Annotated in this window: 25 protein-coding genes, 1 tRNA gene and 1 pseudogene; 16 read left to right on the top strand and 11 right to left on the bottom strand. The window is 60.1% G+C overall.

The genetic code is table 11. The features are described 5' to 3' along the window. The first annotated feature begins 10 nt into the window (after window positions 1-10). From AC788_RS19040 to AC788_RS19030, 3 genes are all read left to right on the top strand, one after another. Window positions 11-961 carry an alpha-E domain-containing protein gene (locus tag AC788_RS19040; RefSeq protein ID WP_049862121.1) on the top strand — a complete coding sequence of 317 codons (951 nt, stop codon included), beginning with the start codon at window positions 11-13 and terminating at the stop codon, window positions 959-961. Then, entirely contained in the window at window positions 958-1,791 is an 834-nt protein-coding gene (locus AC788_RS19035; RefSeq protein WP_049862120.1) for a transglutaminase family protein, read from the top strand. Before AC788_RS19040 ends, AC788_RS19035 begins: the two co-directional genes overlap by 4 nt. A gap of 536 nt (window positions 1,792-2,327) precedes the next feature. Next, entirely contained in the window at window positions 2,328-3,053 is a 726-nt protein-coding gene (locus tag AC788_RS19030; RefSeq protein WP_049862119.1) for an amidotransferase, read from the top strand. A 37-nt stretch (window positions 3,054-3,090) separates the two neighbouring features. On the opposite strand, the gene AC788_RS19025 is transcribed toward AC788_RS19030, so the two are convergent. From AC788_RS19025 to AC788_RS19015, 3 genes are all read right to left on the bottom strand, one after another. Then, on the bottom strand, window positions 3,091-4,062 hold the full coding sequence (locus tag AC788_RS19025) for a magnesium and cobalt transport protein CorA (protein WP_049862118.1): 972 nt from the start codon (window positions 4,060-4,062) through the stop codon (window positions 3,091-3,093). Window positions 4,063-4,122: 60 nt separating this feature from the next. Then, complete coding sequence (locus tag AC788_RS19020; protein ID WP_049862117.1) at window positions 4,123-4,845, bottom strand: lysophospholipid acyltransferase family protein; 723 nt, start codon at window positions 4,843-4,845, stop codon at window positions 4,123-4,125. A gap of 84 nt (window positions 4,846-4,929) precedes the next feature. Continuing rightward, window positions 4,930-5,619 (bottom strand): crotonase/enoyl-CoA hydratase family protein, encoded by a 690-nt coding sequence (locus AC788_RS19015; protein WP_049862116.1) that lies wholly within the window; start codon window positions 5,617-5,619, stop codon window positions 4,930-4,932. Between the two features lie 212 nt (window positions 5,620-5,831). On the opposite strand from AC788_RS19015, the gene AC788_RS19010 reads away from it, so the two are divergent. Next, window positions 5,832-5,921, top strand: a tRNA-Ser gene (locus AC788_RS19010). A 141-nt stretch (window positions 5,922-6,062) separates the two neighbouring features. Here the strand turns inward: AC788_RS19010 and AC788_RS19005 are convergent. Beyond that, window positions 6,063-6,818: a class I SAM-dependent methyltransferase gene (locus AC788_RS19005; protein ID WP_049862115.1), complete on the bottom strand. Its 756-nt coding sequence runs from the start codon at window positions 6,816-6,818 to the stop codon at window positions 6,063-6,065. 68 nt (window positions 6,819-6,886) lie between these two features. On the opposite strand from AC788_RS19005, the gene AC788_RS19000 reads away from it, so the two are divergent. Then, window positions 6,887-7,417, top strand: coding sequence for a winged helix-turn-helix transcriptional regulator (locus AC788_RS19000; protein WP_049862114.1), 531 nt, complete (start codon window positions 6,887-6,889; stop codon window positions 7,415-7,417). Between the two features lie 37 nt (window positions 7,418-7,454). Continuing rightward, complete coding sequence (locus tag AC788_RS18995) at window positions 7,455-8,153, top strand: SDR family NAD(P)-dependent oxidoreductase (RefSeq protein ID WP_049862113.1); 699 nt, start codon at window positions 7,455-7,457, stop codon at window positions 8,151-8,153. Window positions 8,154-8,167: 14 nt separating this feature from the next. On the opposite strand, the gene AC788_RS18990 is transcribed toward AC788_RS18995, so the two are convergent. The 4 genes and pseudogenes from AC788_RS18990 to AC788_RS21480 form a co-directional block, all read right to left on the bottom strand. Next, window positions 8,168-9,133, bottom strand: coding sequence for a DMT family transporter (locus tag AC788_RS18990; RefSeq protein ID WP_049862112.1), 966 nt, complete (start codon window positions 9,131-9,133; stop codon window positions 8,168-8,170). A gap of 361 nt (window positions 9,134-9,494) precedes the next feature. Next, window positions 9,495-9,794 (bottom strand): HigA family addiction module antitoxin, encoded by a 300-nt coding sequence (locus AC788_RS18985; RefSeq protein WP_043185531.1) that lies wholly within the window; start codon window positions 9,792-9,794, stop codon window positions 9,495-9,497. An 8-nt stretch (window positions 9,795-9,802) separates the two neighbouring features. Beyond that, window positions 9,803-10,081, bottom strand: coding sequence for a type II toxin-antitoxin system RelE/ParE family toxin (locus tag AC788_RS21485; protein WP_082223720.1), 279 nt, complete (start codon window positions 10,079-10,081; stop codon window positions 9,803-9,805). Window positions 10,082-10,163: 82 nt separating this feature from the next. After that, window positions 10,164-10,343: pseudogene (locus tag AC788_RS21480) on the bottom strand (isochorismatase family protein); the annotation flags it as partial. 154 nt (window positions 10,344-10,497) lie between these two features. Here AC788_RS21480 and AC788_RS18980 point away from each other — a divergent pair. Then, complete coding sequence (locus AC788_RS18980; RefSeq protein ID WP_161804306.1) at window positions 10,498-12,486, top strand: methyl-accepting chemotaxis protein; 1,989 nt, start codon at window positions 10,498-10,500, stop codon at window positions 12,484-12,486. A gap of 44 nt (window positions 12,487-12,530) precedes the next feature. Here the strand turns inward: AC788_RS18980 and AC788_RS18975 are convergent, their stop codons facing one another. Then, window positions 12,531-14,096, bottom strand: coding sequence for a sensor domain-containing diguanylate cyclase (locus tag AC788_RS18975; RefSeq protein ID WP_049862361.1), 1,566 nt, complete (start codon window positions 14,094-14,096; stop codon window positions 12,531-12,533). Between the two features lie 416 nt (window positions 14,097-14,512). On the opposite strand from AC788_RS18975, the gene AC788_RS18970 reads away from it, so the two are divergent. From AC788_RS18970 to AC788_RS18955, 4 genes are read left to right on the top strand one after another with little or no spacing between them, the layout of a single operon-like run. After that, the gene (locus tag AC788_RS18970) at window positions 14,513-14,947 is read left to right on the top strand and encodes a hypothetical protein (protein ID WP_049862110.1); all 435 of its coding nucleotides are present in this window, start codon (window positions 14,513-14,515) and stop codon (window positions 14,945-14,947) included. Then, window positions 14,944-16,428: an ATPase domain-containing protein gene (locus AC788_RS18965; protein ID WP_049862109.1), complete on the top strand. Its 1,485-nt coding sequence runs from the start codon at window positions 14,944-14,946 to the stop codon at window positions 16,426-16,428. The genes AC788_RS18970 and AC788_RS18965 overlap by 4 nt, the downstream gene beginning before the upstream one ends. A gap of 9 nt (window positions 16,429-16,437) precedes the next feature. Further along, on the top strand, window positions 16,438-17,460 hold the full coding sequence (locus AC788_RS18960; RefSeq protein WP_049862108.1) for a sensor histidine kinase: 1,023 nt from the start codon (window positions 16,438-16,440) through the stop codon (window positions 17,458-17,460). A gap of 46 nt (window positions 17,461-17,506) precedes the next feature. Beyond that, entirely contained in the window at window positions 17,507-17,698 is a 192-nt protein-coding gene (locus AC788_RS18955; RefSeq protein WP_049862107.1) for a hypothetical protein, read from the top strand. Between the two features lie 39 nt (window positions 17,699-17,737). Here the strand turns inward: AC788_RS18955 and pobA are convergent, their stop codons facing one another. Next, window positions 17,738-18,922: a 4-hydroxybenzoate 3-monooxygenase gene (gene pobA, locus AC788_RS18950; protein ID WP_049862106.1), complete on the bottom strand. Its 1,185-nt coding sequence runs from the start codon at window positions 18,920-18,922 to the stop codon at window positions 17,738-17,740. Between the two features lie 157 nt (window positions 18,923-19,079). Here pobA and AC788_RS18945 point away from each other — a divergent pair, with 157 nt between their 5' ends. The 5 genes from AC788_RS18945 to AC788_RS18925 all read left to right on the top strand — a co-directional run bounded on the left by AC788_RS18945 (window position 19,080) and on the right by AC788_RS18925 (window position 26,002). Further along, the gene (locus AC788_RS18945) at window positions 19,080-19,985 is read left to right on the top strand and encodes a helix-turn-helix domain-containing protein (RefSeq protein ID WP_049862105.1); all 906 of its coding nucleotides are present in this window, start codon (window positions 19,080-19,082) and stop codon (window positions 19,983-19,985) included. A gap of 41 nt (window positions 19,986-20,026) precedes the next feature. After that, window positions 20,027-20,536: a sigma-70 family RNA polymerase sigma factor gene (locus AC788_RS18940; RefSeq protein WP_049862104.1), complete on the top strand. Its 510-nt coding sequence runs from the start codon at window positions 20,027-20,029 to the stop codon at window positions 20,534-20,536. Between the two features lie 5 nt (window positions 20,537-20,541). Next, window positions 20,542-21,540, top strand: a complete 999-nt coding sequence (locus AC788_RS18935) for a FecR domain-containing protein (protein ID WP_236690545.1) — start codon at window positions 20,542-20,544, stop codon at window positions 21,538-21,540. 96 nt (window positions 21,541-21,636) lie between these two features. Beyond that, entirely contained in the window at window positions 21,637-24,153 is a 2,517-nt protein-coding gene (locus AC788_RS18930) for a TonB-dependent siderophore receptor (protein WP_082223718.1), read from the top strand. Window positions 24,154-24,391: 238 nt separating this feature from the next. Beyond that, window positions 24,392-26,002 (top strand): PQQ-dependent sugar dehydrogenase, encoded by a 1,611-nt coding sequence (locus AC788_RS18925; protein WP_236690544.1) that lies wholly within the window; start codon window positions 24,392-24,394, stop codon window positions 26,000-26,002. A 24-nt stretch (window positions 26,003-26,026) separates the two neighbouring features. On the opposite strand, the gene AC788_RS18920 is transcribed toward AC788_RS18925, so the two are convergent. Beyond that, a partial coding sequence (locus AC788_RS18920) for an arginase family protein (RefSeq protein ID WP_049862358.1) occupies window positions 26,027-26,913 on the bottom strand: 887 nt, incomplete at its 5' end.

The following is a 26,913-nucleotide window of genomic DNA, read 5'->3' as shown; positions in this document are numbered from 1 at the left end:
ATGCCTGCCAATGCTAAGTAGAACTGCCTCTGATCTGTATTGGATGTCGCGCTATCTGGAGCGCGTCGAAAACTTGGCGCGCATGCTCGATGTCAGCTATTCGCTGTCGCTGATGCCCCAGGACGGCCGGGGTGACGGCCTGGATGAAATCGCCATGCCGCTGTTGATCACCGGCACCCTGGAAGACTATCTGGCACGCCATGGCAAGCTGCACGCCGAGCGCCTGCTGCATTTCTTCGCGTTGGATCCGGCCAACCCGGCCAGCATCTACAGCTGCCTGGGGGCGGCGCGTGCCAGCGCCCATGCGGTGCGCGGACGCATCACCGCCGACATGTGGGAGAACATCAACTCCACGTGGCTGGAGATCCGTGGCATTGCCGAGCAGGGCGTGGGTCGCTACGGCATGAGCCGTTTCTGCGACTGGGTCAAGGAGCGCGCCCACCTGTTTCGCGGAGCGACCTATGGCACCCTGATGCGCAATGACGCCTTCCGCTTCATCCGCCTGGGTACCTTCATCGAGCGCGCCGACAACACTCTGCGTCTGCTCGATGCACGTTACGAAATGCTCGGCGATGAAGCCTACTCGGTCGACGACAGCTCGGCACGGGGCTACTACCAGTGGAGCGCGCTGTTGCGTGCGTTGTCGAGTTTCGAAGCCTACACCGAGATCTACCGCGACGCCCCGGCGGCCAAGCCGGTGGCGGAGCTGTTGCTGCTGCGTGCCGACGTGCCGCGCTCGTTGCGCGCCTGTACCGAGGAGATCAACCAGATCCTCGCCGACTTGCCCGGTGCCAACGGCCGCCCGGCCCAGCGTCTGGCGGCCGAGCTGGACGCGCGTCTGCGCTACACCGGCATCGGCGAGATCCTCGACGAGGGCCTGCATGAGTGGTTGAACGAACAGATCCCACTGGTGCGCCAGCTGGGCAACGCGATTCACAGTTCCTATCTGGAGGCTGTATGAGGCTCAACATCAGTCACGAAACCGCCTATCACTACGATGATGAGGTGCGGGCCAGCATCCAGTACCTGCGGCTGACACCTCACGACAGCGAGCGCCAGCGCATCCTGAGCTGGCAACTGGACCTGCCGCGCCCCGTGCGGGCCCAGCTCGATCCGTTCGGTAACATCCTGCACGTGCTGACCCTGGACGATCCCCATGATGCGATCATCATCGGCGCGCGCGGCCAGGTCGAAATCGATGAGACCCGTGAAGCCGAACACGAAACCCAATCACCTCTGCCGTTCCTGCGCTTCACTCGACTGACCGACGCCGACGATGCCCTGCGTGCCTTCGCCGCCCAGCAGTGCCCCACTCGGCGCGATCGCAATGGCCTGATCGACCTGATGCAAGGCCTGCACCAGCGCATCGCCTACACCAGCGGCGCAACGGCCGTGGACACTAGTGCCGCTCAGGCCTTTGCCAGCGGTGCCGGAGTCTGCCAGGACCACACCCACGCGTTTCTTGCCTGCGCTCGTAGCCTCGGCATCCCGGCGCGCTATGTGTCGGGCTATCTGTTCACCGAGGACACCGAGCACATGGCCAGCCACGCCTGGGCCGAAGCCTGGCTGGACGACGCCTGGTACAGCTTCGACGTGACCAACCAACTCGCGCGTCCCGAACGTCACCTGAAGCTGGCGGTTGGCCTGGACTATCTGGATGCCTGCCCGGTGCGCGGGATGCGTCGCGGTGGCGGTTTCGAGCAGATGCACGCCAAGGTGCTGGTCGCCCCGAGCGCGCCCGTCGTCAGCGTGGCCGGTCAGCCCCAATCGCAGAGCCAGACCCAAGGCTAGGCGTTCAATCGACGCCATCGCTGGGCTGCGGGCTCGAAGACGGTTTCATGCCTGGCTCCCAGCGTTCAACTGAACAACCTGCCCAGATTGGGCAGGATCAGTACCAGGGTCATGGTGAACACGATGAGTCCGGCCTGACGGATTTTCGGATGTTTGAACATGGCAGACTGCCTATGAGTTATGTTCTTCCTGGCGCCAACGCGTGCCACAACCTGGGTTGAGCTTGGCGAAAAGGTGCACCCCCACGACTCGATGCACCCAATCGGCGGCATCAATAGTCATGCTTTTACCTTAGAACCCTTGATTGGCGCGGCTTAGAACGCTTTGCTGCAATTGGGCGGGTTTTTCGAATCGAGTTCGACTAAGGAACTCTTCTGCTAAATTCGAACATGCCGGGCTAGACAGCCGAGATCGGGAATGCCCGTGTGCAGAGGCAATCTACCGTTCATCGGCTAAATTCGAAGCGGCTTCACTTGCCAGCGGAATCGATTAACGGGCAGGCTTGTCACCTGCGTTCCCTCTTCTTCGAGTGACCTATGACCCTCAACATCTGCATTCTGGAAACCGACGTCCTGCGGCCCGAACTGGTCGAGCAATACCATGGCTATGGACGAATGTTCGAAAGGCTGTTTGCCAGCCAACCCATTCCCGCCCGGTTCACTGTGTTCAACGTGATGAATGGCGAGTATCCGCCCGCCGATGCCCAGTACGACGCGTATCTGGTGACGGGCAGCAAAGCGGACTCGTTTGCCACCGACCCATGGATTGAGACGCTGAAGACGTTCTTGTTGGAGCGCTACCAGCGTGGCGACAAGCTGCTGGGCATCTGCTTCGGTCATCAGTTGCTGGCGCTGCTGCTGGGCGGCAAGGCCGAGCGCGCCACCCAAGGCTGGGGCGTGGGAACCCACGAGTACAGCCTGGCCAATCGCGCGCCCTGGATGACTCCGGAAATCGAGACCCTGACCTTGCTCATCAGCCATCAGGATCAGGTGACTTCGTTGCCCAAGGACGCCTCGGTGGTGGCGTCGAGCGAATTCTGCCCGTTCGCGGCCTACCAGATCGGTGATCAGGTGCTGTGCTTCCAGGGTCATCCGGAGTTCATCCACGACTACTCCCGCGCGCTGCTCGACATTCGTCAGCAGCACCTGGGCGAGCCGGTGTATCAGCAGGCGATTGCCAGCCTCGACCGCGATCACCACGGCATCACCGTGGCGGAGTGGATGATGCGTTTCGTGGCGCAGGGTACCCAGCCCGCCCAGTGAAGGGCAACGGGCTGCGGTGAGGGCTCTGCGCGCCTGGCTACAGCCAGCCGGCGCGCTTGAAGCCGACGAACAAACCGCTGCAGCCGGACACGATCACGCCCAGCACGATGTAGTAACCGTAGTGCCAACTCAGCTCGGGCATGTTTTCGAAGTTCATCCCGTAGATGCCGGCAATGGCCGTGGGGAAGGCCAGTATCGCAGCCCAGGCGGCGAACTTGCGCTGGGTGATGCTTTGTCGTGACGACTCCAGCAGCAGGCCGATCTCGATGGTCTGCGTGGCGATGTCGCTCATGGTGCCCAAGTCTTCCATCTGCCGGGTCACGTGGATCTGCACGTCGCGGAAGTAGGGTCGCATGTTCTTGTCGATGAACGGGAAGTCCAGCCGTTGCAGCTCCTCGCTGATCTCGACCATGGGCGCCACGTAGCGCCGCATGCGCAGCAGCTCGCGGCGCAGCCCGTGCAGGTGCTGGATGTCGGCCTCATTGAGCGAACCCCCGAGCACCCTGCGTTCCAGTGCTTCGATCTCGGCGTGGATGGTCTCACTGACTGGCTGATAGTTTTCGGTCACGAAATCCAGCAGCGCATAAAGAACGAAATCCTCACCGTGATCCAGCAGCAGTGGTCGGGCCTCGCAGCGCTTGCGCACCGAGGCATAGGACGCCGAATGGCCATTGCGGCAGGTGATGATGTAGCCACGCCCGGCGAAGATATGGGTCTCGACGAACTCCACCTTGTTGTCGCGGCGAATAGGCGAGTAAGTGACGATGAACAGCGCATCGCCGAAGGTCTCCAGCTTGGGCCGGCTGTGCACCTCCAGGGCGTCTTCGATGGCCAGTTCGTGCAGGTCGAACTGCTTCTGCAACTGGCTCATCTGCTCGGCGCTGGGCTGCTCCAGGCCGATCCACACGAAATGCCCCGGGCGCCGTGCCCACTGCGCGCCTTCGTCGAGATTGATATCGGTAATCTTCTTGCCCGCGCTGTATACGGCGGCGGCGACCACTCGGCCCATGATGTTCACTTCTTCGGTTGGCGGGGCGGCCCGGTATGGGCCTGCTGTGGATAGGAGTGTCTAGGCGCGGCGCAGTTCGTGGTCCAGTTCATCGATCGTCTGCTGCATCTGGGCGCGGCAGCGTTGCAACAGCTCGGCGGTATCCTTGTGCGTCAGGCCTTGGGTGGCGATGGGCGCCAGCGCCCGTACACGCACTTGGCCACTGCGCCAGCGGCCCAGGCGCAGGGTACGCCGATAGCGGCTGATGCACACCGGGACGATAGGCACGCCGGCATCGATGGCCATGTGAAAGGCGCCTTTCTTGAACGGCAGCAGTTCATCGGTGCCGTTGCGGGTGCCTTCGGGAAAGATCCAGATGGAGGTGCTGCGGTCACGCAGGGTTTTCGATGTGAGCTGCAACGAGCGGCGGGCCTCTCGGGCGTTCTCGCGATCGACCAGGATGTTGCCGCCCAGCCAGAACAACTGACCGAACAGCGGGATCAGCCCCAGGCTCTTCTTGCCGACCGCCACCGTGCGCGGCGGCACGATACCGCCGAGCAGGAACAGGTCGTAGTTGGACTGATGATTGGCAACCATGACAAAACCGGGCGGCTGCGCGTTCAGCGAATCCACTTGCGCCTCGACCTTTACACCCAGCACCCGTCTGGCGGGCAGTGAATAGAGCCGGGCAAACAACCGCGTGTTGTCGGGATGAAACGGTCGACACAGCCCGAGCAACAATCCCAGCACACCCACTGCAATGAAATGCAGCCCCAACAACACGAGACGAACGGCGTAGAGCATCCTGCGCAATACCTTGAATGGAAAACATCAGTGTACGGTCGTGCACCCCTATCGGCAATTGCGGGTCTGGCTTGCCGCTCGCTGTCAGAAGCCTTGCTCCTGATCGAGCAGGATCGCTTCGTCGAGGGTTTCCAGAAACGCGCGACGTGCCTTGAGCTTGGTCTTGGCGTGAGCTTTCATGTTCAGCTTCTGCAACCGCTGCGCGGCGGCCAGCGCAGCTGCCTGCAACTGCTCGGGCGCGACGATCTGATCGAGAAAACCGGCCTGCAATGCTCCGGCCGGGTCGAACATTTCCGCGCCGATCACCGAGCGCTCGAAAGCCGCACGTCCCAGGCGATCCCGCGCCAGCTCGATGCCGGCATGGTGCATGGTCATGCCGATCTGCACCTCGTTCAGGCCAATATGGAAAGGCCCTTCGACGCCGATCCGGTAATCGGCCGACAGCAGCAGGAACGCACCTTTGGCCACCGCGTGCCCCGGGCAGGCTACGACGACCGGAAACGGATGGCTCAACAGTCGGCGGGCGAGGGTAGAGCCCTGGGTGACCAGGCTGATCGCATTCTGCGGGCTGGAGGTCATGACCTTGAGGTCGTAGCCCGCCGAGAGAATGCCGGGCTGGCCGGTGATGATCACCACCGCGCGCGCCTGCACGGCCTGGTCCAGCGCGTCGTTGAACGCTGCAATGACCTCGGGCGAAATGGCATTCACCTTGCCGTTGTTCAGGGTCAAGGTGGCAATGCCGTCCTCGAATCGGTAATCGACCAGCTCGTTCATGCGTTATTCCTTATGAGGTTGTGGCGCCGACGTTACCCAGCCTCGCCGGCTGGGTAAAGCGCCGTGACTGACTGCCCAGTCACGTCAACCCATCTGCAGAAATCCTGCGCTATGCTTAAGCGCATGAAAAACTTGCAAAAAAGCTTTGCCATCACGAACGCTTTCGAATACATTAGCGCGCCTCGACAGATCGAACAGGTTTGACGAGAAACGGTGAAGTGTCCGAGTGGCTGAAGGAGCACGCCTGGAAAGTGTGTATACAGGAAACTGTATCAAGGGTTCGAACCCCTTCTTCACCGCCATATTCGATACGTCAAAAACCCCCGGAGCGCTTAGCGTTTCGGGGGTTTTTGGTTTCCAGGGAAATGATTCAGGTTATTCCCATGGCGAAGAATGCAGACCCAGGACCGCTACGACTGCGGCCCCGTTTAACGCACGAATCCTCACTGCGGTTTGCGAAACCTCAGAGTCATTCGATCGCTCTCGCCAATCGCTTGGTATTTCTCGACGTCACCTGACATGAGCAACGGCGGGAGGGACCATATGCCCTTGGGATGATCCTTCGTATCCTTGGGATTGGCATTGATCTCGCTCTTGGCCTCGAGAACGAAACCGGCGCGCTCTGCCAGCTCGATTACGTACGCTTGCGTCACATAACCCGTGGTGCGCATGCTGTGCATGTCAGCATGTTCTGGAGCCCGGTGTTCCTCGACGCCAAAGATGCCCCCGGGTTTGACCGCCTTGAAGAACGCGGCGAAATACTCATGCTCTTGGCCCGCTATTATCCAGTTGTGCACGTTACGAAAGGTCATCGCCAAGTCAGCCTTCCCGGCAGGCGCCACACTGATCTCCCTTGGCGGGTTGATATGCCGAACGATGACCTTGCCGAAGGTTTCCGGCTCGTTGACCAGCCGATCCTCGAACATCTCCAGAATGACGGGCATGTACGACTCGACGCCATCGGGTGAGAAATGCGCCGCATACAGCCGGCCATTCTCGGCCAGATAGGGCGCCAGAATCTCTGTGTACCAACCTTTGCCCGGCAGTATTTCCAGCACGGTCATGTCCGGTTGCAGGCCGAAAAACTCCAGCGTTTCAAGCGGATGGCGTGCGGCATTGCGTGCGATGTTGTCTGGGCTTCGGTGGCTACCAATGATCAGCGACTCAAGCGTAGTACACGGCATAGAACATACTTCCATTTGATTTAGTTGTTTGACAGGACTGATCCTAGTAGCATCAAAGGACTAAATCAATCAGGGTTCCTCCGGTGAAGTTGAAATCCTTCGAGCAATTCAATTGCTCCCTGGCGCAAACCCTGTCGGTGATCGGCGAGCACTGGACGCTTCTGATCATCAGGGATGCGTTCTTCGGTCTTACCCGTTTCGATCAGTTTCACAAGAGCCTGGGCATCTCGCGAAATGTGCTGACCCTGAGATTGAAGAAGCTGGTCGATGAGGGCGTTCTTCAGAAATCAGAGGGTCCGGGCCATCCGGAATACCGGCTTTCAGAGAAGGGCGCAGCGCTGCAGCCGATCCTCGTTGCCATGACGCAATGGGGCGAGCAGCACATGCCACACGCCGATGGTGAGCGGATTGTTTTCACGGATTCCCAGAACGGCAAACGCATCAGGCCAGTGTCCATCTGCGCGGATGATGGCCGCGTGCTCGGCCCCGGCGACTTGCGAGCCCAGTTCGGTCCTGGGGTAGGGAGTGGCGAGTCTGTACCCCGTCGACCCGTGACCCCGGCGGCCGTCTTGGGCGGCTTGATCGGCACCCGTAGCGACAGTCCGAAGCATTGAGCACCCCCATTTCACTTCCCTGCAAAAGGAGCTACTCATGAGCAATTCGAACAAGCCATTGGCCTTGGTGACCGGGGTCGGCCCTGGTACGGGAGCGGCGATTGCCCGACGCTTCGCCGAATCGGGTTATCGCGTGGCCATGCTGGCGAGAAATGCGGAAAGACTGGCGCAGTTGGAACGCGAGATCCCACATTCCATCGCGGTCCCCTGCGACGTGACCCATCACGAGGACCTGGCGAGTGCGATCCAGCGGATCGGAAATCCCGATGTAGTGATCCATAATGCGGTAGGCGGGGCTTTCGGCACATTCACCGAGGTCGATGCAGACGTCCTGCAGCGCAACTTCGAGATCAACACCATGGCGCTCTTTCACCTGGCACGACTGACGACACCGGCCATGATCGAAGCAGGCAGGGGAGCTCTGATCGTCACCGGCAATACCTCTGCGCTGCGTGGCAAAGCAGCCTTCGCAGGTTTTGCGCCAACCAAGGCAGCCCAACGCATTCTGGCCGAGTCCCTGGCCCGAGACCTGGGGCCCAAGGGAATCCATGTCGCCTACCTGATCATCGATGCTGTAATCGATGTGCCTTGGCAGCGCGAACTGCGTCCCGAAGCCCCGGATGATTTCTTTATCTCTCCGGCGTCGATCGCCGGCGAGGTCCATCACTTGGCTCATCAACCCAAAGATGCGTGGTCGTTCATAGCAGAGGTACGCCCCTTCCACGAGCCTTGGTAACCACTGCTTCCCTACTAGCTCGCCTTGGATGCCACGACGCTGGGCATCTGTGCCCGTGTCACCAGTGCGATACCGGCGCACACGAGCACCAAGGCGGCCAGGTTCTTCCATTCGAAAATGCTCTCGCCCAGAAACAGTGCCGAGAGCGCGGCGCCGAACACCGGCACCAGAAACGCGAACACGCTGACCCTGCCAACCGGATTGTATTTGAGCAGCAGGCTCCACAGCGTGAATGCCACTGCCGACAGCAGGGCCAGGTAAACGAGCAGAAGGGTGGAGGCTGGTGTCATGTCACCCAGAGTGCCGCCAGTGGCATAGCCGCCCACGAGCAAAGCCATGCCGCCAATGGCCAGTTGCCAGCCGGTCATCACCATTGCGTCCATGCCATGCGAGACGTATTTGCCATAGATGGACGCGGCCGATAGCACGAACGCGGCAATCACGATGAAGCCCTCACCGTGCAGGGACGGCAAGGCATCGAGCGGACCTGCGCCAGCGTTGACGGTCAATACACCGGCAAAACCGAGCAGGCAGCCGACGCTTTTGCGCGTGGACAGCTTGTCGTTCTGATAGACGAAGTGCGCCAGCAGCACACTGAAAAAGGTGGTGGTGGCATTCAGAATCGACGCGCGCAGGCCCGTGGTAAAGGCCAGGCCGATGTAGAAGAACACGTATTGCAGGCCCGTTTGCAGGATACCCAGCAGGGCCACTTGGCCAAACGTGTGTCGGCTCAGGCGCAAGACCGGCTTGCCCATGATGGCGGCGAGCAGCAACAGGCACAGGCCGGCCAGCAGAAAACGATAGCCGGCGAAAATGAGCTTGGACGACACGTCGTGCGTAGCGATCTGGAGCATCTCGTAGCCGTTCTTGATCGCCGGGTAAGAGCTGCCCCACAAGGCACAGCAAAGGGTGGCCAAAAGCAGTACGATTTTAGGGTCTGAGAGAAACTGCGATACGTTGCGTGCAGCAGGTGCGTTCATGGGGCGACCCACGATTCGACGACGCAAGAGGTGTTTTCTTCGCGCAGAACACATGGGCAATTGGCGCGGTCGCGTTCAATCGGAAAGGTTTCGAAGTGGGCAGGCAGTGATAAGTCCATCTGGGCGATCTCCATGATCTTATTTTTATGGAGGTGCAGTAATACCCTCTGATAAGACATCGTACAAGCAGGTAGATGTTCGTAAGCCCGATGGCAGTGCGCGCGGATGTGCCGGAATAAAAAAACCAGATCGACAGGCTGGCAGCCCGGGGATCTGGTTTATGTCGGCTTTTATCAACAAGCCGTATCTTTCGTAAGCTTAAGCGCAAAAAGCCCACACTCGGCGGGTATTGAGTTTGCGCTCAGGCAACCAGGCGGTGTACCGCAGCGGCGATCTCATCTCCGTGCTCCTGCTCTGCCTTGCGTAGCTCGTACGCTGTTTGTAGGTTGAGCCAGAACTCTGGAGTGGTATCCAGGCAGATGGCCAAGCGCAGAGCCATGTCAGCAGAAACGCCGCCTCGCTCAAGTAAAATGTTATTTACGGTGGGCGTGGAGACATTCAAAGCACGGGCCAAGGCAGCAGCGCTAAAGCCCATCTCGCTCTGGAAGTCCTCGCGAAGAACCTCGCCAGGATGTACCGGTCGCATGCCATTCTTGAACATGATGCACCTCAGTGATAATCGACAATTTCAACGTTTTCGGGGCCGCTTTCGGTCCACGTGAAACAGACTCGCCATTGCATGTTGATACTGATGCTGTGCTGTCCCCGTCTGTCACCCTCCAGGGAGTGAAGTCGATTTCCAGGCGGTGACCGCAAGTCTCGAAGCTCGTTTGCCGCATCCAGTACAGCCAGTTTTCGCTCTGCGACTTGCTTGATGTCGGGCCAACGCCTGGTTCTGCCAGTGGTGAAAAGCGCTTCCGTGTCGGCACATGCAAAGCTTCGGATCATGGCTTGAATGCTTAACGTTATTCGTTAAGGTCGAGTGTACGCCCTTCAACGTTATATTCAAGTGATCGTTGACTGAGCAGGTGCTCATGCGGGCCCAGGCAGCCTGTTGCACGGTGGTATTGAAAGTACCGGAGGCATCGGTGACCACGAACACCTCGAAACCTTCAACCAGCGCCGACAAGGTCGGGAACGCCACGCACACATCGGTAACCACGCCGGCGATGATGATCTGCTTGCGGCCCGTGACCTTGATCGCCTTGACAATAGTGGGCGCCTACAAACCCTCATGGGTTCTTGCGCAATCATTCGGTAGAACACTTTCGACACCAGGGTATTTCTGAAAACTGGCCCTCATGCAGCAGCACTCCGCGCCGATAAAGTCTTACAAGACCAACAATTCCAAACATCGCGGATGCATCCCTATGCTGCAGACCATTCAAGCTCGCTATACCGCTACCTTCGTCGGCTTCGTGCTGCTGATCGCCGTGCTCACGGCGGTCGGTATCAACTACTTGATCACGCCCAGCCTGACGAGCACCGATGAACGCAAGCTGGTCACTGAAGCGGGGGAAATCAGTGCCGTGATCAAGGGTGAACTGGCAAGGGTGCAGGCGCAGCAGCGCGTGATCACCGAAACGGTTCCGCAACTGGACAGCGACAGTATCGACCGCCTGCTACCCAGCATGGTCAACCAGTACGGAGAGTCGAAGGTATTCGGCGGTGGCATCTGGCCTCTGCCGAACAAGCGTACCGAGGGCCGGGCCAAGCACAGTACGTTCTATCATCGAGATGCCAGCGGCAAGCTCATCGTCAATACGCACTGGAACTCGCCCGAATCGCAGAATTACTTCGAGCAGTCCTGGTATCTGGGTGGGCTCAAGGCGCCCGCAGGGCAGTGCAATTGGGCGGCCGCCTATCAGGATGACGCCAGCCCCGAGCCGCGCACCAACTGCGCGATGGCCATCACCAAGGAGGGCGCCGCCTATGGCGTGGCGACCGTCGACGTGACGCTGGGCTTCTTCAATGATCTGATCGCCCAGAAAGAACGCGAGATCAACGCCGAGCTGATGATCGTCGAAAGCGACGGCAAGGTCCTGAGCAACCAGCCGGAGATCCCCGGCAACATCGTACTCAAGAACCTCAGCGACCTGGCCGACCAGTATCCTTTCGCAGCGGCCTTGCAAGGCTTGCTGAAAACCCCGGGTGCCACACGCTCGACGTTCACGGGCAGCAGTGGCAAGGAGTACACCCTGTTCCTCCTGCCTGTCGAAGGCACGCCATGGAAGATGGCGGTCGCGCAACCTACCCAGATACTGACGGCGCAGAGCAGCCATGTGCTCAAGACCTTGGCGATGCTGCAGATCCCGATGGTGGTCATCATGCTGCTGGTGATCGTCTTTGCCCTCAGGCAACTGATGAACCGTTTGGCGGTGCTCAAGACCAATATCGATACGTTGTCGGCGGGTGATGCCGACCTGACCAAGCGCATCGTGATCCGCGCCGAGGATGAAGTGGGCGCGGTAGGCCACTCCATCAACCGCTTCATCGTCTACTTGCAGAAAATGATCACAGAAGTTTCGGACTCTTCTTCGTTGATCGCCGAGGGGATCGAACAACTGCGCGGGCAGTCCCGTGGCACCAACAGCATCCTGACTCGCCACGCCAGCGAAACCGATCAGGCCGTGACCGCCATCACCGAAATGAGCTCGACCGCCGATGACGTCGCCCGTAATGCGGCACAAACGGCGAGCATGACGCAGGTGGCGAGCGAAAAAGCCCGCCATTCCAAGGTGGTGGTGGAAGATGCGTCCAGCAGCGTTCGCGAGCTGATTTCGGAGGTCGAAGAGGCGACCAGCAAGGTCAGGGCGATGGAGCACGATGCCCAGCGCATCAACTCCGTGCTCGGCGTCATCGGCGATATTGCAGGGCAGACCAATCTGCTCGCGCTCAACGCGGCAATCGAAGCGGCACGGGCGGGCGAACAGGGTCGCGGTTTTGCCGTGGTTGCGGATGAAGTCAGGGCGCTTGCAGGGCGTACCCAGACCAGCACCTCGGAGATCAACGAAATGCTCACTCGTCTGCAGCACGGTGTGAGTGCCGCAGTGGTGGCGATGGAGAACACCAAGGAGCGTTGCCAGGCCACGGTCGACAAGACGTCCAGAGTCAACGAAGGCTTGGACGGGATGACCGAGTCGGTGGTGCGCATCAATGACCTGAGCACTCAGATAGCCACGGCGGCTGAAGAGCAAAGTGCCGTCAGCGAAGAGATCAACCGCAACATGGTGGCGGTGCGGCAGATCGTCGATGAACTGGTCGCCGGTGGCGCGCAGAGCGAGAGCAGCACTTCGGCACTCGCCGCGTCCAACGCCAATCTCATCGCGGTCGTTCGACGCTTCAAGGTGTAAGGGTAGGGCCTGCCTCCGTGGGGGCGGGCCGCATCCTCGTGTCTTCAGATCACCGGGCTGGTCGTGTAGGGGCTGCTTGCTTGCATACCGAGCAGCTCGTTGGCCTCGACGCAGTTTCGACCTCGTTTTTTGGCGCGATAAAGCAGCCGATCCGCCTCTTTCAGGGCGGCGGTGTAGGCGTCTTGTTTCGGCGCAGTGATTGCCACCACGCCCAGACTCACCGTGACGTTGCCCAGCGGGCTGGCTGAATGCGCTATGCGGGCATCGAAGATGGACTGCCTGACCTTTTCGGCCACGCTGAGCGCACCGGCGAAATCCGTTTCGGGCAATAGAATTACAAACTCTTCGCCACCATACCGCGCAGCAAGATCGCTCGCTCGCTGCACGGCGGCGCCGATAAGGCTGGCCACCTCCACAAGGCAGTCGTCACCCCGGACATGCCCGTAGTGGTCGTTGTATTGCTTGAACCAATCGATGTCCAACAGGATGATCGCGAGCGTCGACCGATTGCGGCTGGCCCGTCCCCATTCCTGTTGCACGGCAACGTCGAAGCGGCGCCGATTGGCCAGGTGCGTCAGGCTGTCGGTCTGCGCGATGATCTCCAGTTCGTTCTGGGCGCTCTGCAACTCGCTTTCCGCGGTGATCAGTTGCTGGATCTGCTTGTACAACAACACGCTCAACACGATCAGCGCCAGGCAGATCAGGGCCAGTATCCCTACCGATCGATAGGCATATGCCCACCAGGGCGCGAAGACGTGGTGAGAGGACACGCCGGCAGCCGCGACCATGGGCAGGCCGGCAACGCGTCGGTAGGCATAGATCCTTTCCACGCCATCCACCAGCGATTTGGTCACGGCAATACCGCTGTCGCTCTGGGGAAGGTAGCGCGAGAAAATCTCGCCCTTGGCCAGATTGGTGGTCATCAGCGCGGTCAGGGTCGGGCGTCGAGCCAGCAGATCGCCGTTGTTGAGTGCCAGGAAAATCACGCCCTGGTCGTCTACGTCCATTCGCTCGAAGAAATTCTGGAAATAAGCCACGGGCACAGTGGCCAGTACCACGCCGGCAAAACTGCCGTCCGGACCATCGATGCGTCGGCTGATCGGGATGACCATGTCGCCGGTGAGGCGACTTTTCACGATGGAGCCGATTTGAACCGACCTGTCCGAATGGTCGCGGTGATAGATGAAATACGGTCGATCACTGTTGTCGTTGCTTTGCAGTCCTTGGGAGAAGGAGTTGACTATCCAGTTGCCTTGGGCGTCGTAGATGAAAAGCCCCTGTATGGATTCCATGTCCGCCACGTCCTGAGCCATCAGCTTTGCCAGGCGATCTCGTTCACCAATGGCCAGGCCGTCGTGCTCCACGCGTTCCACAAGGTCGCGCAGGGTATTGTCGGCCTGGCGCACGGTATCCTGTGCTTGCTGTTCAGCGGCACGAACGACGTTCGACACGGCCACCTTGGCGGTCGCCAGACGTTCCAGCCTGGACAGGTTCATTTGCCAGGCCGTCGCCAGGATCAGGGACAGGCACACCAGCGCAATGAAACCGATCAAGGCTTTGCTCAGCGACGACGGCGAAAGTCTGGCGGGGGTGAAGTGACGTAATTTCATATTGATGTCATAGGATTGGCGGCGAATCGGACAGATGCAGTTTTCGTACCGATCGGCCGAGTTCATGCGAGCGGTGGGTGGAAATGGACGCCCATGCGCAAGGCCTTGTGTTGCCTGCCATACGCCTGAAACCGGCACTGTCGACCAACGCCCGGTGCCATAGGGTCATGCAGTACCGCTGATGATTGTGTGGGCGGTACAATCATTTGGAAGTACTACGCTGTGCACTAAGTTGTTCAGTCAGGATTGAACTGTATAACAACTTGTATAAGAATTTGTATTGAAGTTGTTACATGTCAAGAGCGATGCGAACAGCAATCAACCCGTCGGGACTTTTCATCAGATAGAATTCGTTTATTCAACCCTGGTGGCCTGAAAGGTGTACCCTTAACACACATTTATCAGAATCTACACTCATGTCACCTGAAACCGGAGCGAGCCAGAAGATCTCAGCAGCCTTGGCGCATCGGGTTGGCAGCCTCGTTGACAATTTTCAAATCGCCGATGCGATCATTTCCATGTTCGAGGATATCGATGCCACCCTCACGCCAATCATTGGGCCGAAAGGCGTTGCTGCTTTATACCGTCGCAGCCTGTTCTTGTGCATGTCGACGCATCCGGATTATGCAGAAAGATACAAGGGACTCGCAGCTGCGATGAACCTGACGCAACTACGTTCACTCCTGAGCGAGCAAGAAAAGACAGATGCAGTCATGTTTAGCGAGCAATTGCTGAAGACATTCTACGAGCTCCTCGCCACCCTGATCGGACGATCACTGGCTGCACGATTGCTACTGGACGTGTGGGGAAATTTTCTGAGCGGCCCAGCTCCGCAGGACACACCACAATGAGTACCAAAGTCACCATCAACCGCCTCAAGACCGGCGTGCCAGGCTTCGATGAAATCCTCGGCGGGGGGCTACCCGAGTTTTCGTTCAACCTGATCGCAGGTCCACCTGGATGCGGAAAAACCACGCTGGCGCATCACATGATGTTTGCCTTGGCGACGCCTGAACGTCCGGCCATTTTCTTCACCGTGCTGGGCGAGCCGCCGCTCAAGATGCTGCGCTATCAGCAGCAGTTCGATTTCTTCGACGAGGAAGCGGTCAATACGTCGATCCGCTACGTCAACCTGGCAGACGATACCCTCGCCGGTGACCTGGACGAGGTCCTTCGACGCATTGTCAGCGAGGTGGAAACCCATTCCCCTGCGTTGGTGTTCGTCGATTCGTTTCGGTCGGTGGTGTTGGCCAGCGAAACGGAATGCAATCCGAACAACAACCTGCCTCAGTTCGTGCAACAGCTGGGCATGTTGATGACCACCTGGCATGCCACGACGTTTCTGCTGGGCGAGTACTTCAACGAGCTGGACAGCAACCCCATCTTCACCGTGGCCGACGGATTGATCTGGCTTCGCCAAAGCGTCCAGCGCAACTCGATGGTGCGTAAGATGGAAATCATGAAGATGCGCGGGCAACCGACGCTACCGGGTTTGCATACGTTCCGTATCGGCCAGGGCGGCGTCACTGTGTTTCCACCGGCCTCGGTAGGCAGCCAGCACAGCGATGCGCTGTTTCAAGGTGGGTTGGCGCAACGTCTGGGCATGGGCGTGGCCCATCTGGACGACATGCTGGGCGGTGGCCTTCCTCAGGGCTACTCCCTGTTGGTTGCCGGCCCTTCGGGTTCAGGCAAGAGCCTGCTGGCGGCGGCGTTCCTCGAGGAAGGCGCGCGTTGTGGCGAGAAAGGTGTCATGGCGGTCTTCGAACAACGGCCCAGCCACCTGCGCAGCGCGGAACTGACTCGCCTGATCCAGAACGATCAGGTCGGCGTAGTCGATCGACGCGTGCCGGATCTGTCCATCGATGAAATCGTGCAGCAACTGTTCAGTGAGATTCAGCGGTTGGGTGCGACCCGGGTGGTCATCGACTCGTTGTCAGGGTTCGAGCTCGCCGTTGCCCCGGCTTTCCGGGAGGATTTTCGCGAGTCGTTGTCGCGCATGGTCAGTGCGCTCACCTCGACCGGGGTCACCGTGTTGATGACCTCCGAGCTTGAAGATCGCTACAACGATCTCAGATTCAGTCCTTACGGAACCGCGTTTCTGACCGATGCAATCATCGTGCAGCGGTATATCGAAGTCGACAGTCGTCTGCAGCGCATCATGGCCGTGGTCAAGGTCAGGGCCAGTGCGCATTCGGACGAGCTGCGGATGTATCGCATCAATGACAACGGCTTGCAAATCGGGGGTAGGGTCCAAGGCCAGGAGGGACTGCTGGGTGGCCGGCCGACTCGACGCCATTGTTCGACGTCACCTGCTGGAGAAGATATCTCATGAGAGCACCTAGTGAATGAGTCGAAGGGAGCAGACGCGCGTGAAAACAAGGACGAGGCTCATAAGCTAGCTTTCACCGATCCAAGGAAGAAGCGCCAGGTGCTTGCCCATCTGGCTGCGCTGCAGCGCGAACTTCTTGAAGCAGAAACGGTTGCTGGCAATGGCGTGCACATACAGCTATTGGTGGAGGCCAACCAACGGCTGGTCCGCGCCGCCCTGGCAGTGCCTGATCTTCCATCGGTGCAGGAACCGGCCACACTCAAAAGCCTGCAGCAAGAAATGCAGGAAGCCAATGAACACCTGGTCCTGGCGGCGCTCAGGGCTCAAAAGCTTCAGGCCGATGCTGAACACGCATTGTCGCAGCAGAGAAATGCGCTGACATCGGTGGTGCATGAAATGCGCAACCCGCTGACACCGATCAGTCTGCTGGCCCAGCGCATGCGCATGACGCCCAGTTGTGATGTTCCGCAGATGGGCGTTCTGATCGAAAATCAGGTCAAGCACCTGTCACGGATGATCGAGGACTTGCTGGATATCTCCCGCGTGAGCAGGGGAAAGCTGAGCCTGAATTGCATACCGGTCGATATCGTTCCCATCCTTCAGGAAGCCGTCGACAGCTGTGCCTCCCTGATACTGTCCAAGACGTTGACATTCGATGTTTCACTTCCAGCGACGGAAGTCATGGTGAACGGCGACCGTGTCCGCATCATGCAGATCTTCACCAACATCATTACCAATGCGGCGAAATATACACCGCGAAACGGAATGATCGCGTTGATATGTACACCGGCCGAAAAAACCCTTGCCGTCGTTGTATCGGACAATGGCATAGGCATCCCGTCGAGCCTGCTGCCTCGTATATTCGATCCCTACGTCCAGGACGTGGAAGCCATCGGCTTCGACGGCTCGGGCTTGGGTATCGGGCTTACCGTGGTTCGGGAACTGGTGGATGCGCACGGTGCGCGTATAACTGCGCACAGTGACGGTCCAGGGCGAGGTAGCCAATTCACCGTTACCTTCCCGATCATCGACTGATAGCGCTTTTTCCCTTCGTTTCGATTGACTCATCAGGCAGGTTGACATGAACACAGAAACCGACAAGAACGCCGAGAACGCTGACGCGCCAAATACTCCAAACGATCCGATCGTGCAGAAGGAGGTTGGCAAAGGCCTCACGGATGATGAGCGTGTCAGTCGAGAAGCCGAATCTGAAGGGGAGGGGGCAAGGGTGGAACTCGGTCCCGCAGATCTGGACCGACTTCCAAAGAAATAGCAGCCCCCGCGTGTCAGTTCAGTGGGTGGCTCAGCGCGTTCACTCGATGTCCTCATAGGGCAGGCCGACGTAGTTTTCGGCGATGCTCTGACGTCCAGCGACCGAGCCTACGAAGTAGTCCAGTTCGGTTTGCTGGATGCGCTGGCCGAAAGCATCGGTATCGGGAAAGCGATGCAGCAGCGAGGTCATCCACCAGGAGAAGCGTTCAGCCTTCCAGACCCGGCGCAGGCAGATCTGCGAGTATTTCTCCAGCAGATCGGTGCGCCCCTCGCCATACACCTTGAGCAGAATGCGATACAAGGTGCTGACGTCACTGGCCGCCAGATTCAGACCCTTGGCGCCGGTGGGCGGAACGATATGGGCAGCGTCGCCGAGCAGAAACAGGCGACCGTACTGCATCGGTTCCACCACGAAGCTGCGCAACGGCGCGATGCTTTTTTCGATGGAGGGGCCGGTGACCAGCCGCTCGGCGATAGGCGGCGGCAGGCGAAGCTTGAGCTCGTCCCAGAAGCGCGCGTCCGACCAGTCCTCGACCTTTTCCTCGGCGCCCACCTGCACGTAATAGCGCGTGCGGGTGGCTGAGCGCATGCTGCACAAGGCGAAGCCACGCTCGTGGTTGGCGTAGATCAGCTCATGATTGACCGGCGGGGTGTCGGCGAGAATCCCCAGCCACCCGAAGGGATAAACCCGCTCGAAAATCTTCAGCGCCTCGGCTGGAATCGCTTGTCGCGACACGCCATGAAAACCATCGCAACCGGCAATGTAATCGCAGTCCAGGCGAACCGTCTCGCCGTTGCGCTGAAAGGTCACATAAGGGCTGTCGGTTTTCATGTCATGGGGCTGAACGTCGTCGGCATCGTAGAGCGTCAGCGCGCCCACGGCGGCGCGGGCTTCCATCAGGTCACGGGTGACCTCGGTCTGGCCGTAGACCATCACCGTTCTGCCCCCTGTCAGCGCCTTGAGATCAATGCGTTCACAGCGTCCGTCGAACGCCAGCTCGAAGCCGTCGTGGACCAGGCCGCGGGCGTCCATGTGCGCGCCGACCCCTGCTTCACGAAGCAGATCGACCATGCCCTGTTCCAGCACACCGGCCCGAATTCGGGAGAGGATGTAGTCGGGATTCTTGCGTTCGACGATGACGTTGTCGATGCCGGCACGATGCAATAGTTGCCCGAGCAAAAGGCCGGACGGGCCGGAGCCGATGATAGCGACTTGGGTTTTCATAGGGAGCTGTCCTCAGGTGTGCCACTGGGGCACGAGGCCTCACAGAGCACTTTTTATTGTTGTCTCCGGTATTTTTGATGACTGAACTTGAGATAAGAAGGCAATATTCGGCATATTCCATGGACTTTCGGTGGATCGTCCCGAGGCAAAGCCAGCGATGTCGAAATCCTCAGCGATACCTGTCCCGGTGTTCAAACTGTATGGCGAAACCGGCGCCTGGCCGACGCCCGACCTGATTCACTGCGAGTCGATCCCCGCGCGCAGCCAGCTTCACGGCTGGGAAATAAAGCCCCATCGACACAGTGATCTGGTGCAGCTGCTGTACGTGCAGGCCGGGCAGGCGAGCCTGAAAGTGGAGGAGGTGATCAATCACGTCGATCCGCCTGCTCTGCAAGTCGTCCCGGCGCTGAGTGTGCACACCTTCAAGTTCTCCGAAGACATTCAGGGCTACGTACTCAGCCTGGCGCAACCGTTGGCCGAGCAACTGGCCAGCTTGCTCAACAGTCCGGTGCTGACCACTGCGGCCTGTTATCCGATCGGTACTGATCGCCCCTATCTGGACACCCTGTTTGCAACCCTGACCCAGGAATACAACCAACAGCAGGCCGGCCGCGACGCGATGCTGCAATCGCTGATCACGGTGCTGTCGATCTGGCTCAGTCGCCGCAAACAGGCGCTGTCCTTGTCGCACGCCGCGCAACCGGATCGGGGCCGGGAGTATCTGCAGGACTTCACCCGGGCATTGGAACTGCGCTTTCGCGAGCATTTGCCCATCGACCACTATGCAGCCACCCTGGGGATCAGCAGCGCTCACCTCAACGCCTTGTGTCGGCGCCTTTCGGGCCAATCCGCATTGCAGATGATCAATCAGCGCCTGTTGCTCGAAGCCAAGCGCGACCTGGTGTACACCACCATGACCATCGGCCAGGTGTCCGACCGCCTGGGGTTTTCCGATCCCGCGTATTTTTCGCGTTTTTTCAAGCGCGGCACGGGACAGTCGCCGAAGCAGTTTCGCGTACGCGATCCGAGTAACACGTTGCAGCCAGCCGAGACTTATCGCTAATATTGCGAATAGTTATCATCTACGGATAGGCGTACTGGCTGATGGGGACGCACAACTCGTTCGAACAGGATGTCGAAGTCCTCTATGTGCGACATCACAGCTGGCTCAAGGGCTGGCTCCAACGCCGTCTGGGCCAGGCTGCGGATGCCGATGACCTGGCTCAGGACACCTTTGTGCGGATCATCCGTTCCCGCAATCCGGTCGATGAACTCAAGCAGCCGCTGGCGTACCTGGCGACGATTGCCAACAGCCTGCTGGTCAATCGCTGGCGACGCCTGGCCGTCGAGCGCGCCTATGCCGAAGCGCTCGCCACACAGCCACAGCACGTCGAGCTGTCTGCCGAGCAACGTTACCTGCTGATCGAAACCCTCACCGAAATCGACGCACTGCTGCAGGGTCTGTCGCCACGTGTCCGGGAGATCTTTCTGCTCTCGCAGCTGGATGGCATGACCTACAAACAGATCGCTGCCCAGTTGGGGCTCAGCGTGAATCAGGTGCAGAAGTCCATGCTCAAGGCATTCAGCCGCTGCTACGCCAGTCTGTTCGAGTGAAGCCCGTGTCTGCACGCCGCACCTCAGAGTCGCCGATCCGTGCCGAGGTGCGAGATCAAGCACTTGCCTGGTTCACCCTGAGCCAATCCGGCGACATCAGTGAAACCGATCTACAGCAACTGCAGCGCTGGCGACAAAGCGACAGCGAGCATGAGCGCGCCTGGCAACGCATGACAGGTCTGACCGATGTCATCAAGAACCGCGCCCAGGCGCTGGAAAGCCCTGTCGCGCGCCGCGCCTTGCAACAGACTCGTTACGTCAGTGGCGACCGACGCCAGGCATTGAAAATATTGATCGGGGCCGGGCTGCTGGGGGCAGTCGGCTGGCAGACAAAGGACGGCCATTGGCTGCAATCGGCTCTGGCCGATCTGAGCACGGCAACCGGTGAGCGTCGCCGCCACCGGCTGGCCGACGGTACACAGTTGTGGCTCAACACCGACAGCGCAGTGGACATCCGCTTTGATGCTCATGAGCGGCGCATCCTCGTGCGCTACGGTGAGGTGGATATTCTCACCGGTAGCGATTCGGCTCGGCGACCTCTGCTCGTGCAAACGCGTGATGCCCTGCTGCGTCCGTTGGGCACGCGCTTCACCGTACGCTGCGACGAGGCGGGGTCAGGCACACTGCTGTCAGTGAGCAGCGGTCGCGTGGCGGCGTCCATGCCCGGCAACCTGGCGGAGCAGATCGTCGAGGCGGGGTGTCAGGCCCGCATCCCTCGCGGGAGCATTTCCCCCCCCCAGCCGATCAACGCGGCCAGCCTTGCCTGGATCGACGGCTTCATCGTGGCCGAGCGCATGCGGCTGGGCGATTTCGTGGCGCAATTGGCGCGCTATCGCAACGGTGTCCTGCGCTGCGATCCGCAGGTGGCCGATCTGCTGCTTACCGGCTCCTACCCACTGGACGACAGCGAACGCATTCTCTCGCTACTCGAGGACAGCCTTCCGGTGAGCATCGTGCGCCGCACGCGATACTGGGTCACTGTGGCGGCACGGGGTTCAGCCTGATTTTTTTTCAAACGGGGGGCAGTTTTTCGATTCTCGATTGGCCTGGGGATACCCCCGCCATGTAGGCGGCCTTTTCAGCCCTTCCGGAAACACTGCATGAAGCATCCTAGCCATCACCGTCGCCCGGCCCTTGGCCACACCATCGAAGAAACCCGCGTCTGGTCTTTGCCGTTGCTGCTGGCCAGCAGTCTTTCCTTGGGCGCAACGCTGGCCGCCTCTGGGGTGTACGCTCAGGATCCGCCTGCGCCGGTCTCGGCGGTGGTCAGCTTCTCGGTCGCAGCCGGACCGCTGGATCAGGCACTCAGCCAGTTTGGGCGTCAGGCGGCAATTCCCCTGTCTGCGGATGCCCGTTTGACCGCCGGCCTGTCCAGTCCCGGTCTGCAAGGTTCGTTCAGCGTGGAACAGGGCTTCGCCCGTTTGCTGAGGGGTACGGGCCTTGCTGTGGTGAAAACCTCGCAGGGCAATTACCTGCTGAACCAGGTCGTCGAAGAGCAGGGCGCCGTGGAGCTCGGAGCCACCAGTATCGATGCGCGAGCCCTGGGCCTTACCAGCGACGGTTCCGGGTCCTATACCACGACGGCGACCACGACCGCGACACGTTTGAACCTGTCGTTGCGTGAAACGCCGCAGACCGTCAGCGTCATCACCCGCCAGCGACTCGATGACCAGAACCTCACAAGCCTGGCCAAAGTACTGGAGCAAACCCCGGGCATTTCTCTGCAACCGCTGGATTCGGAGCGGGTGAACATCTACTCCCGCGGCTATGGTATCGACAGCTATCAGTACGACGGCGTACCTACCACGTTGGTGGTTTCCACCAGCGCCACCCCGCAAAGCCTGTCCGACATGGCGATCTATGATCGTATCGAAGTGTTGCGCGGTGCATCCGGGCTGCTGACCGGGGCCGGCGATCCCTCGGGCACCATCAATCTGGTGCGCAAGCGCCCCACCGATCAATTGCAGGGCTATGTCAGCGCAGGCCTGGGCTCGTGGGATCAGTACCGTACCGAGATGGACGTTTCCGGACCCTTGACGCCCACGGGCAACATCCGCGGACGCATGGTCAACGCCTATCAGCAAGGCAATAGCCACATCGATCACTACCAGACAGAGAAACAGGTCCATTACGGCATCGTCGAAGCCGACTTGACCGACAGCCTGCTGCTGACCGCTGGCTATGACTATCAAAAACAGGATCCGCGCGGCGTGTCCTTCGCCAGTTTCCCGCTGTTCAACAGCGAGGGCGGGCAGACCGATTTTTCCCGCTCCACCAACCCGGCGTCGCGCTGGAGCAGGCGCCAGCAGGACACGCTGAATGTCTTCTACTCGCTGGAACAGCAGTTGGCCAATGACTGGGCGCTGAAGGCTTCGGTCAATCAGATGTACAGCAAGCGCGATTCGAAACTGGCTTCCGCCAGCTGGGGGTTTATCGACGAAGCTACCGGTGACGGCATGCAGCTCTATGGTGGCTCGTCGACCGGCTGGCAAAAACAGACCGGGATTGATGTCAACGCCAAGGGCCCGTTCCGGTTGTTCGGGCGTGAGCATGAACTCGTGATCGGCATGACCTACACAAAGTTCGAAGACCACAACGATCCTGCCGCGGGCGAAGATGTCGAAGGTCGCTCCATCAACTACTACACGTGGAACAACCGTACCGAGGAACCTCAGGGCAACGGCCAGATTCTGTTCGATAACGACACCACCATTCGCCAGTTGGGCACCTACGCCGCCGTGCGCCTGCGGCCTGCCGATGACGTGTCGATCATCTTCGGCGGGCGGGCCAGCAACTATAAATACGACAGCTACTACCATTACCGGGCGCCGGCAGATGCCGCCAACAGTAGCGATACCCAATACCAGGAGCACGGCGAGTTCACCCCCTACGCCGGTATCGTCTACGACCTGACCGACCAACACTCGATCTACGCCAGCTACACCAGCATCTTCAAGCCGCAAAGTGTGCATGATCGGGACGGCAAGTCCCTGGAACCGCGTACCGGCGATGCGTTCGAGATTGGTGTCAAAAGCGAGTTTCTCGACGGTCGCATCACCACCAGCTTCGACGTGTTCATGACCAAGCAAGACAACCTGGCAGAGCTTGATCCAGGACAGATCGTCAGCGGCACCCTCAGCGAACGAGCCTACCGTGCGGTCAACGGCGCCAAGACCCGCGGTTTCGATGCGGAGATCAACGGTGAGATCCAGCCCGGCTGGAAAGTCGCGGCCAGCTATACCCACGCCGTGACGGAAAACGCCGATGGCGACCGGATCAATACCGTTGCTCCTGCCGATCTGGTCAAGTTCTGGACCACCTACCGCATGCCTGACGAACTGGATCGGCTGACCCTGGGCGGTGGCGTCAACTGGCAGAGCGGCATCCACTTCAGCACCACGCCGTGGCAGTTGAGCAAGACCGTCAAAGCCAGACAGGACGACTACGCGGTCTTCAACCTGATGGCCCGCTACGAGTTCACCGACAACCTGTCTGCGCTGGTCAACGTCAACAACCTGTTCGACAAGAAGTACCTGAGTTCACTGGATGAAACCTTCCTCGGCGGTTACTACGGCGACCCACGCAATCTCATGGTCACGGCTAAATACCAGTTCTGATGGGGAAGCGGTCTTGAGGTCGCAGGTTGCCATGGTCATCCAGGCCTGGGATGGTGCCGAGGCCAACGAAGGTATGTTGTTTGGGGGCGTGAAACTCCGGTGAACCGCGGGCAGTTCGTCTGTAAGAACTGGTAGCACACTCGATGAGCGAATTTTCCAGGGGAAGTGTCTCAGGTCAGGACGCGTGGGGATTCTGCAAAACGTGGAAGCCAGCCAGAGACGAAATCGAATGACGGCCATGATTCGCACCCTCAGGACGCTGCTTGTCGCCGCGCTGGCAACCGGCGCCATCGCCAGTATCGTGCAGACCCAGCTCAATCTAGGCGAGCTGCTCCGTCTCGGGGCGCCGGTGACTTCATCGGTTCGGCTCTGGACGACGCTCGAAGACCTTGCACGGTTCGGTCCGGTCATGTTCGGTATCGCTGCGGCAGCCTTATTGCTCGCGGTGTTGGCAGGCCACTGGGTGCTGCGTTTCGCGCCGCCTTCCTGGCGCCGGTTCGTGTTCATCGCGGCCAGCGTGTGTGGTCTGGCTTTCGTCTTCTGGCTGATGCGCTCGGTGATCCCCATGCCCGCACTGCCGGGCACCCGCACGACTGTGGGCCTTGTCCTGATGTCGCTGACGGGGATCGTCGGCGGGTGGCTGTATGCGCGTCTGAACAGCTCGTCCAAACGAAGTGATTCGCCAGACGGAGGAGGGCGCTGGCGCGAGGCGGCTGTCGTGGCAGTTCTGCTGGCGGCACCGGCCATGCTTTTTTTCGCCATGACCCCAGGCGCCCCCGACAAGCCGGCGACAACGGATCGGGCCAGCTATGAAGTGCAAACCGTCGCGACGGGGCTGAACCGCCCGTGGTCGGTGGCGTTTCTTCCGGACGGCCGTGTGCTGGTCACTGAAATGGGGGGGCGACTCTTGGTCATTGGCACGAATGGCGCAGCTTCGCAGATCAAGCTCGACGGGCTCCCGCCCATCTTCCAGCAGGGCGGCACCGCAGGATTGATGGAAGTCGCGCTGGATCCACAGTTCGAGCGCAATGGTTGGCTGTACCTGACGATGGGATACGGCGAAGCCGCTGCGAACGGCACGCGCCTGGTACGGGCCACGCTGAAGAGCGACAGAATCGAGGATGTCCGAGTCCTGTTCAGCTCCATGCTCAAACCTCGCACGGGCAACAACGGTGGGCGCATTGCCTTTCTCGGTGACGAGACCCTGGTGCTTTCCCAGGGAGACGGCAGTGAGCGACGTGAGGAAGCGCAGAACCCGGCGAACGATCTGGGTACCCTGGTCAGGCTTGATCGCGAGGGCAGGCCTGCGGCGGACAATCTTTTCATCGGCAAAGCCGGTGCGGCCCCCGAGATCTACAGCCTCGGCCACCGCAATGTCCAAGGCATCGCCGTGGATCCGACAACGGGCGACCTGCTGATCACCGAGCATGGCGCGCGCGGCGGTGACGAGATCAACCGGATCGTGCCGGGCGGCAACTACGGATGGCCTGTCGTGACCGCTGGCATCGACTACCCGTTCGCCAAGGTGACGCCGTTCACTCAGCTGCCGGGCTATCAAGATGCGGTTCTGGAGTGGACACCGTCGATTGCACCTTCAGGCTTGGCGATTTATGACGGCCCACTGTTTCCCCAATGGCGCGGAGATTTGCTGGTCCCGGCCCTCAAGGAACGCGCCGTGCGCCGCGTTGTCCGCAACGGGCAGCAGATCGTGGATCAGCAACTGCTGCTGAGCGAACTGGACGAGCGCATGCGAGACGTCAAGGTGGCTCCCGATGGGTCGATCTATGTGCTTACCGATGGGGTCGATGCGAAGCTGTTGAGGGTGATGCCCGGGGCTCGTGGGGGTTGAAGGACAGGGCCTGCTTCGCTCGGATCACGGGTTCACCTGAACGGGGAACGGCAACTGTTTCAACAGATCCACGATGACCGCAGCGTAGCGACCGTCAGGGTCTAGGTCAGGGTCAAATACCGTGACGGTCATCCCCCTGCACCGCGGGTCAGCCACGAAGGGAGCCATGATGCGCGACAGGTCCGCAGCTGGAATGCCCGGAGAGCCAGGGCAGTCCACGGCGGGCATCACGGACTGGTCAAGAACGTCCACATCCAGGTGTATCCACAGCCCTTGTTCAGGTGTTCGGCCCAGCGTTTCGCGAATGCGTTGAATGACGGCAACTGGTCCCAATCTCAGCGCTTCAAAGACATCGATCCGGTTGATCGCCGTATCGTTGATGTCAGGCCACGCAAAATCTGCGTCGCGATTTTCCCGTTCGCCCAGCTGAACGACATCCACGTCAGCAACCAGAGGTCCCACGACGCCCGGCCACTGTGTCGCCAATGACTCACCACGCCCAGTGGCCAACGCAAGGTCCATGCCCGCTACCGCGCCGAGGCTCAGCTGCGAGTCATAGTTGCCCGGATGGCGAAAGTCGCTGTGCCCATCGATATGCATAAGGGAAACGGGGCCGGCTTGGCGAGCGCCCGCCAACGCCCCCAAAAGGATCGAACAACCCCCGCCGATGACCAAGGCAAACTCACCCTGTCTGCAGGCTTCGCCCAATCGCTTCGCCAAAGCGATGTTGAACGCGCGCATGGCGTGGCCGTTGCGTAGCCGTGTGCCTGGCTGGGCTTCGGGGGAATAGCGGGGGCGGGGTAGTTCCTGGGGGGCATGCGCGCCGATCGCCTCCAGTAGGCCGGCGGCCATCAGCGCCGAGGGCGCTCGCCATGTGCCGGGTTCGTGGCCGGGGTGTGGGGGGCTTAGTC

Origin of the sequence: Pseudomonas sp. RIT-PI-a, from assembly GCF_001187875.1 — a bacterium.
GTDB lineage: Bacteria > Pseudomonadota > Gammaproteobacteria > Pseudomonadales > Pseudomonadaceae > Aquipseudomonas > Aquipseudomonas coleopterorum.
The sequence above is the reverse complement of the archived record's forward strand: the minus strand, read 5'-3'. Positions and strand labels throughout refer to the sequence as shown.

What these genes read in the sequence shown, in the direction of transcription:
- AC788_RS19040 (WP_049862121.1), top strand. Translation starts at nt 11, where the DNA reads ATGCTAAGTAGAACTGCCTCTGATCTGTATTGGATGTCGCGCTATCTG.
- AC788_RS19035 (WP_049862120.1), top strand. Translation starts at nt 958, where the DNA reads ATGAGGCTCAACATCAGTCACGAAACCGCCTATCACTACGATGATGAG.
- AC788_RS19030 (WP_049862119.1), top strand. Translation starts at nt 2,328, where the DNA reads ATGACCCTCAACATCTGCATTCTGGAAACCGACGTCCTGCGGCCCGAA.
- AC788_RS19025 (WP_049862118.1), bottom strand. Translation starts at nt 4,062, where the DNA reads ATGGGCCGAGTGGTCGCCGCCGCCGTATACAGCGCGGGCAAGAAGATT.
- AC788_RS19020 (WP_049862117.1), bottom strand. Translation starts at nt 4,845, where the DNA reads ATGCTCTACGCCGTTCGTCTCGTGTTGTTGGGGCTGCATTTCATTGCA.
- AC788_RS19015 (WP_049862116.1), bottom strand. Translation starts at nt 5,619, where the DNA reads ATGAACGAGCTGGTCGATTACCGATTCGAGGACGGCATTGCCACCTTG.
- AC788_RS19005 (WP_049862115.1), bottom strand. Translation starts at nt 6,818, where the DNA reads ATGGAAGTATGTTCTATGCCGTGTACTACGCTTGAGTCGCTGATCATT.
- AC788_RS18995 (WP_049862113.1), top strand. Translation starts at nt 7,455, where the DNA reads ATGAGCAATTCGAACAAGCCATTGGCCTTGGTGACCGGGGTCGGCCCT.
- AC788_RS18990 (WP_049862112.1), bottom strand. Translation starts at nt 9,133, where the DNA reads ATGAACGCACCTGCTGCACGCAACGTATCGCAGTTTCTCTCAGACCCT.
- AC788_RS18985 (WP_043185531.1), bottom strand. Translation starts at nt 9,794, where the DNA reads ATGTTCAAGAATGGCATGCGACCGGTACATCCTGGCGAGGTTCTTCGC.
- AC788_RS21485 (WP_082223720.1), bottom strand. Translation starts at nt 10,081, where the DNA reads ATGATCCGAAGCTTTGCATGTGCCGACACGGAAGCGCTTTTCACCACT.
- AC788_RS18975 (WP_049862361.1), bottom strand. Translation starts at nt 14,096, where the DNA reads ATGAAATTACGTCACTTCACCCCCGCCAGACTTTCGCCGTCGTCGCTG.
- AC788_RS18970 (WP_049862110.1), top strand. Translation starts at nt 14,513, where the DNA reads ATGTCACCTGAAACCGGAGCGAGCCAGAAGATCTCAGCAGCCTTGGCG.
- AC788_RS18965 (WP_049862109.1), top strand. Translation starts at nt 14,944, where the DNA reads ATGAGTACCAAAGTCACCATCAACCGCCTCAAGACCGGCGTGCCAGGC.
- AC788_RS18955 (WP_049862107.1), top strand. Translation starts at nt 17,507, where the DNA reads ATGAACACAGAAACCGACAAGAACGCCGAGAACGCTGACGCGCCAAAT.
- pobA (WP_049862106.1), bottom strand. Translation starts at nt 18,922, where the DNA reads ATGAAAACCCAAGTCGCTATCATCGGCTCCGGCCCGTCCGGCCTTTTG.
- AC788_RS18945 (WP_049862105.1), top strand. Translation starts at nt 19,080, where the DNA reads ATGTCGAAATCCTCAGCGATACCTGTCCCGGTGTTCAAACTGTATGGC.
- AC788_RS18940 (WP_049862104.1), top strand. Translation starts at nt 20,027, where the DNA reads ATGGGGACGCACAACTCGTTCGAACAGGATGTCGAAGTCCTCTATGTG.
- AC788_RS18930 (WP_082223718.1), top strand. Translation starts at nt 21,637, where the DNA reads ATGAAGCATCCTAGCCATCACCGTCGCCCGGCCCTTGGCCACACCATC.
- AC788_RS18925 (WP_236690544.1), top strand. Translation starts at nt 24,392, where the DNA reads ATGATTCGCACCCTCAGGACGCTGCTTGTCGCCGCGCTGGCAACCGGC.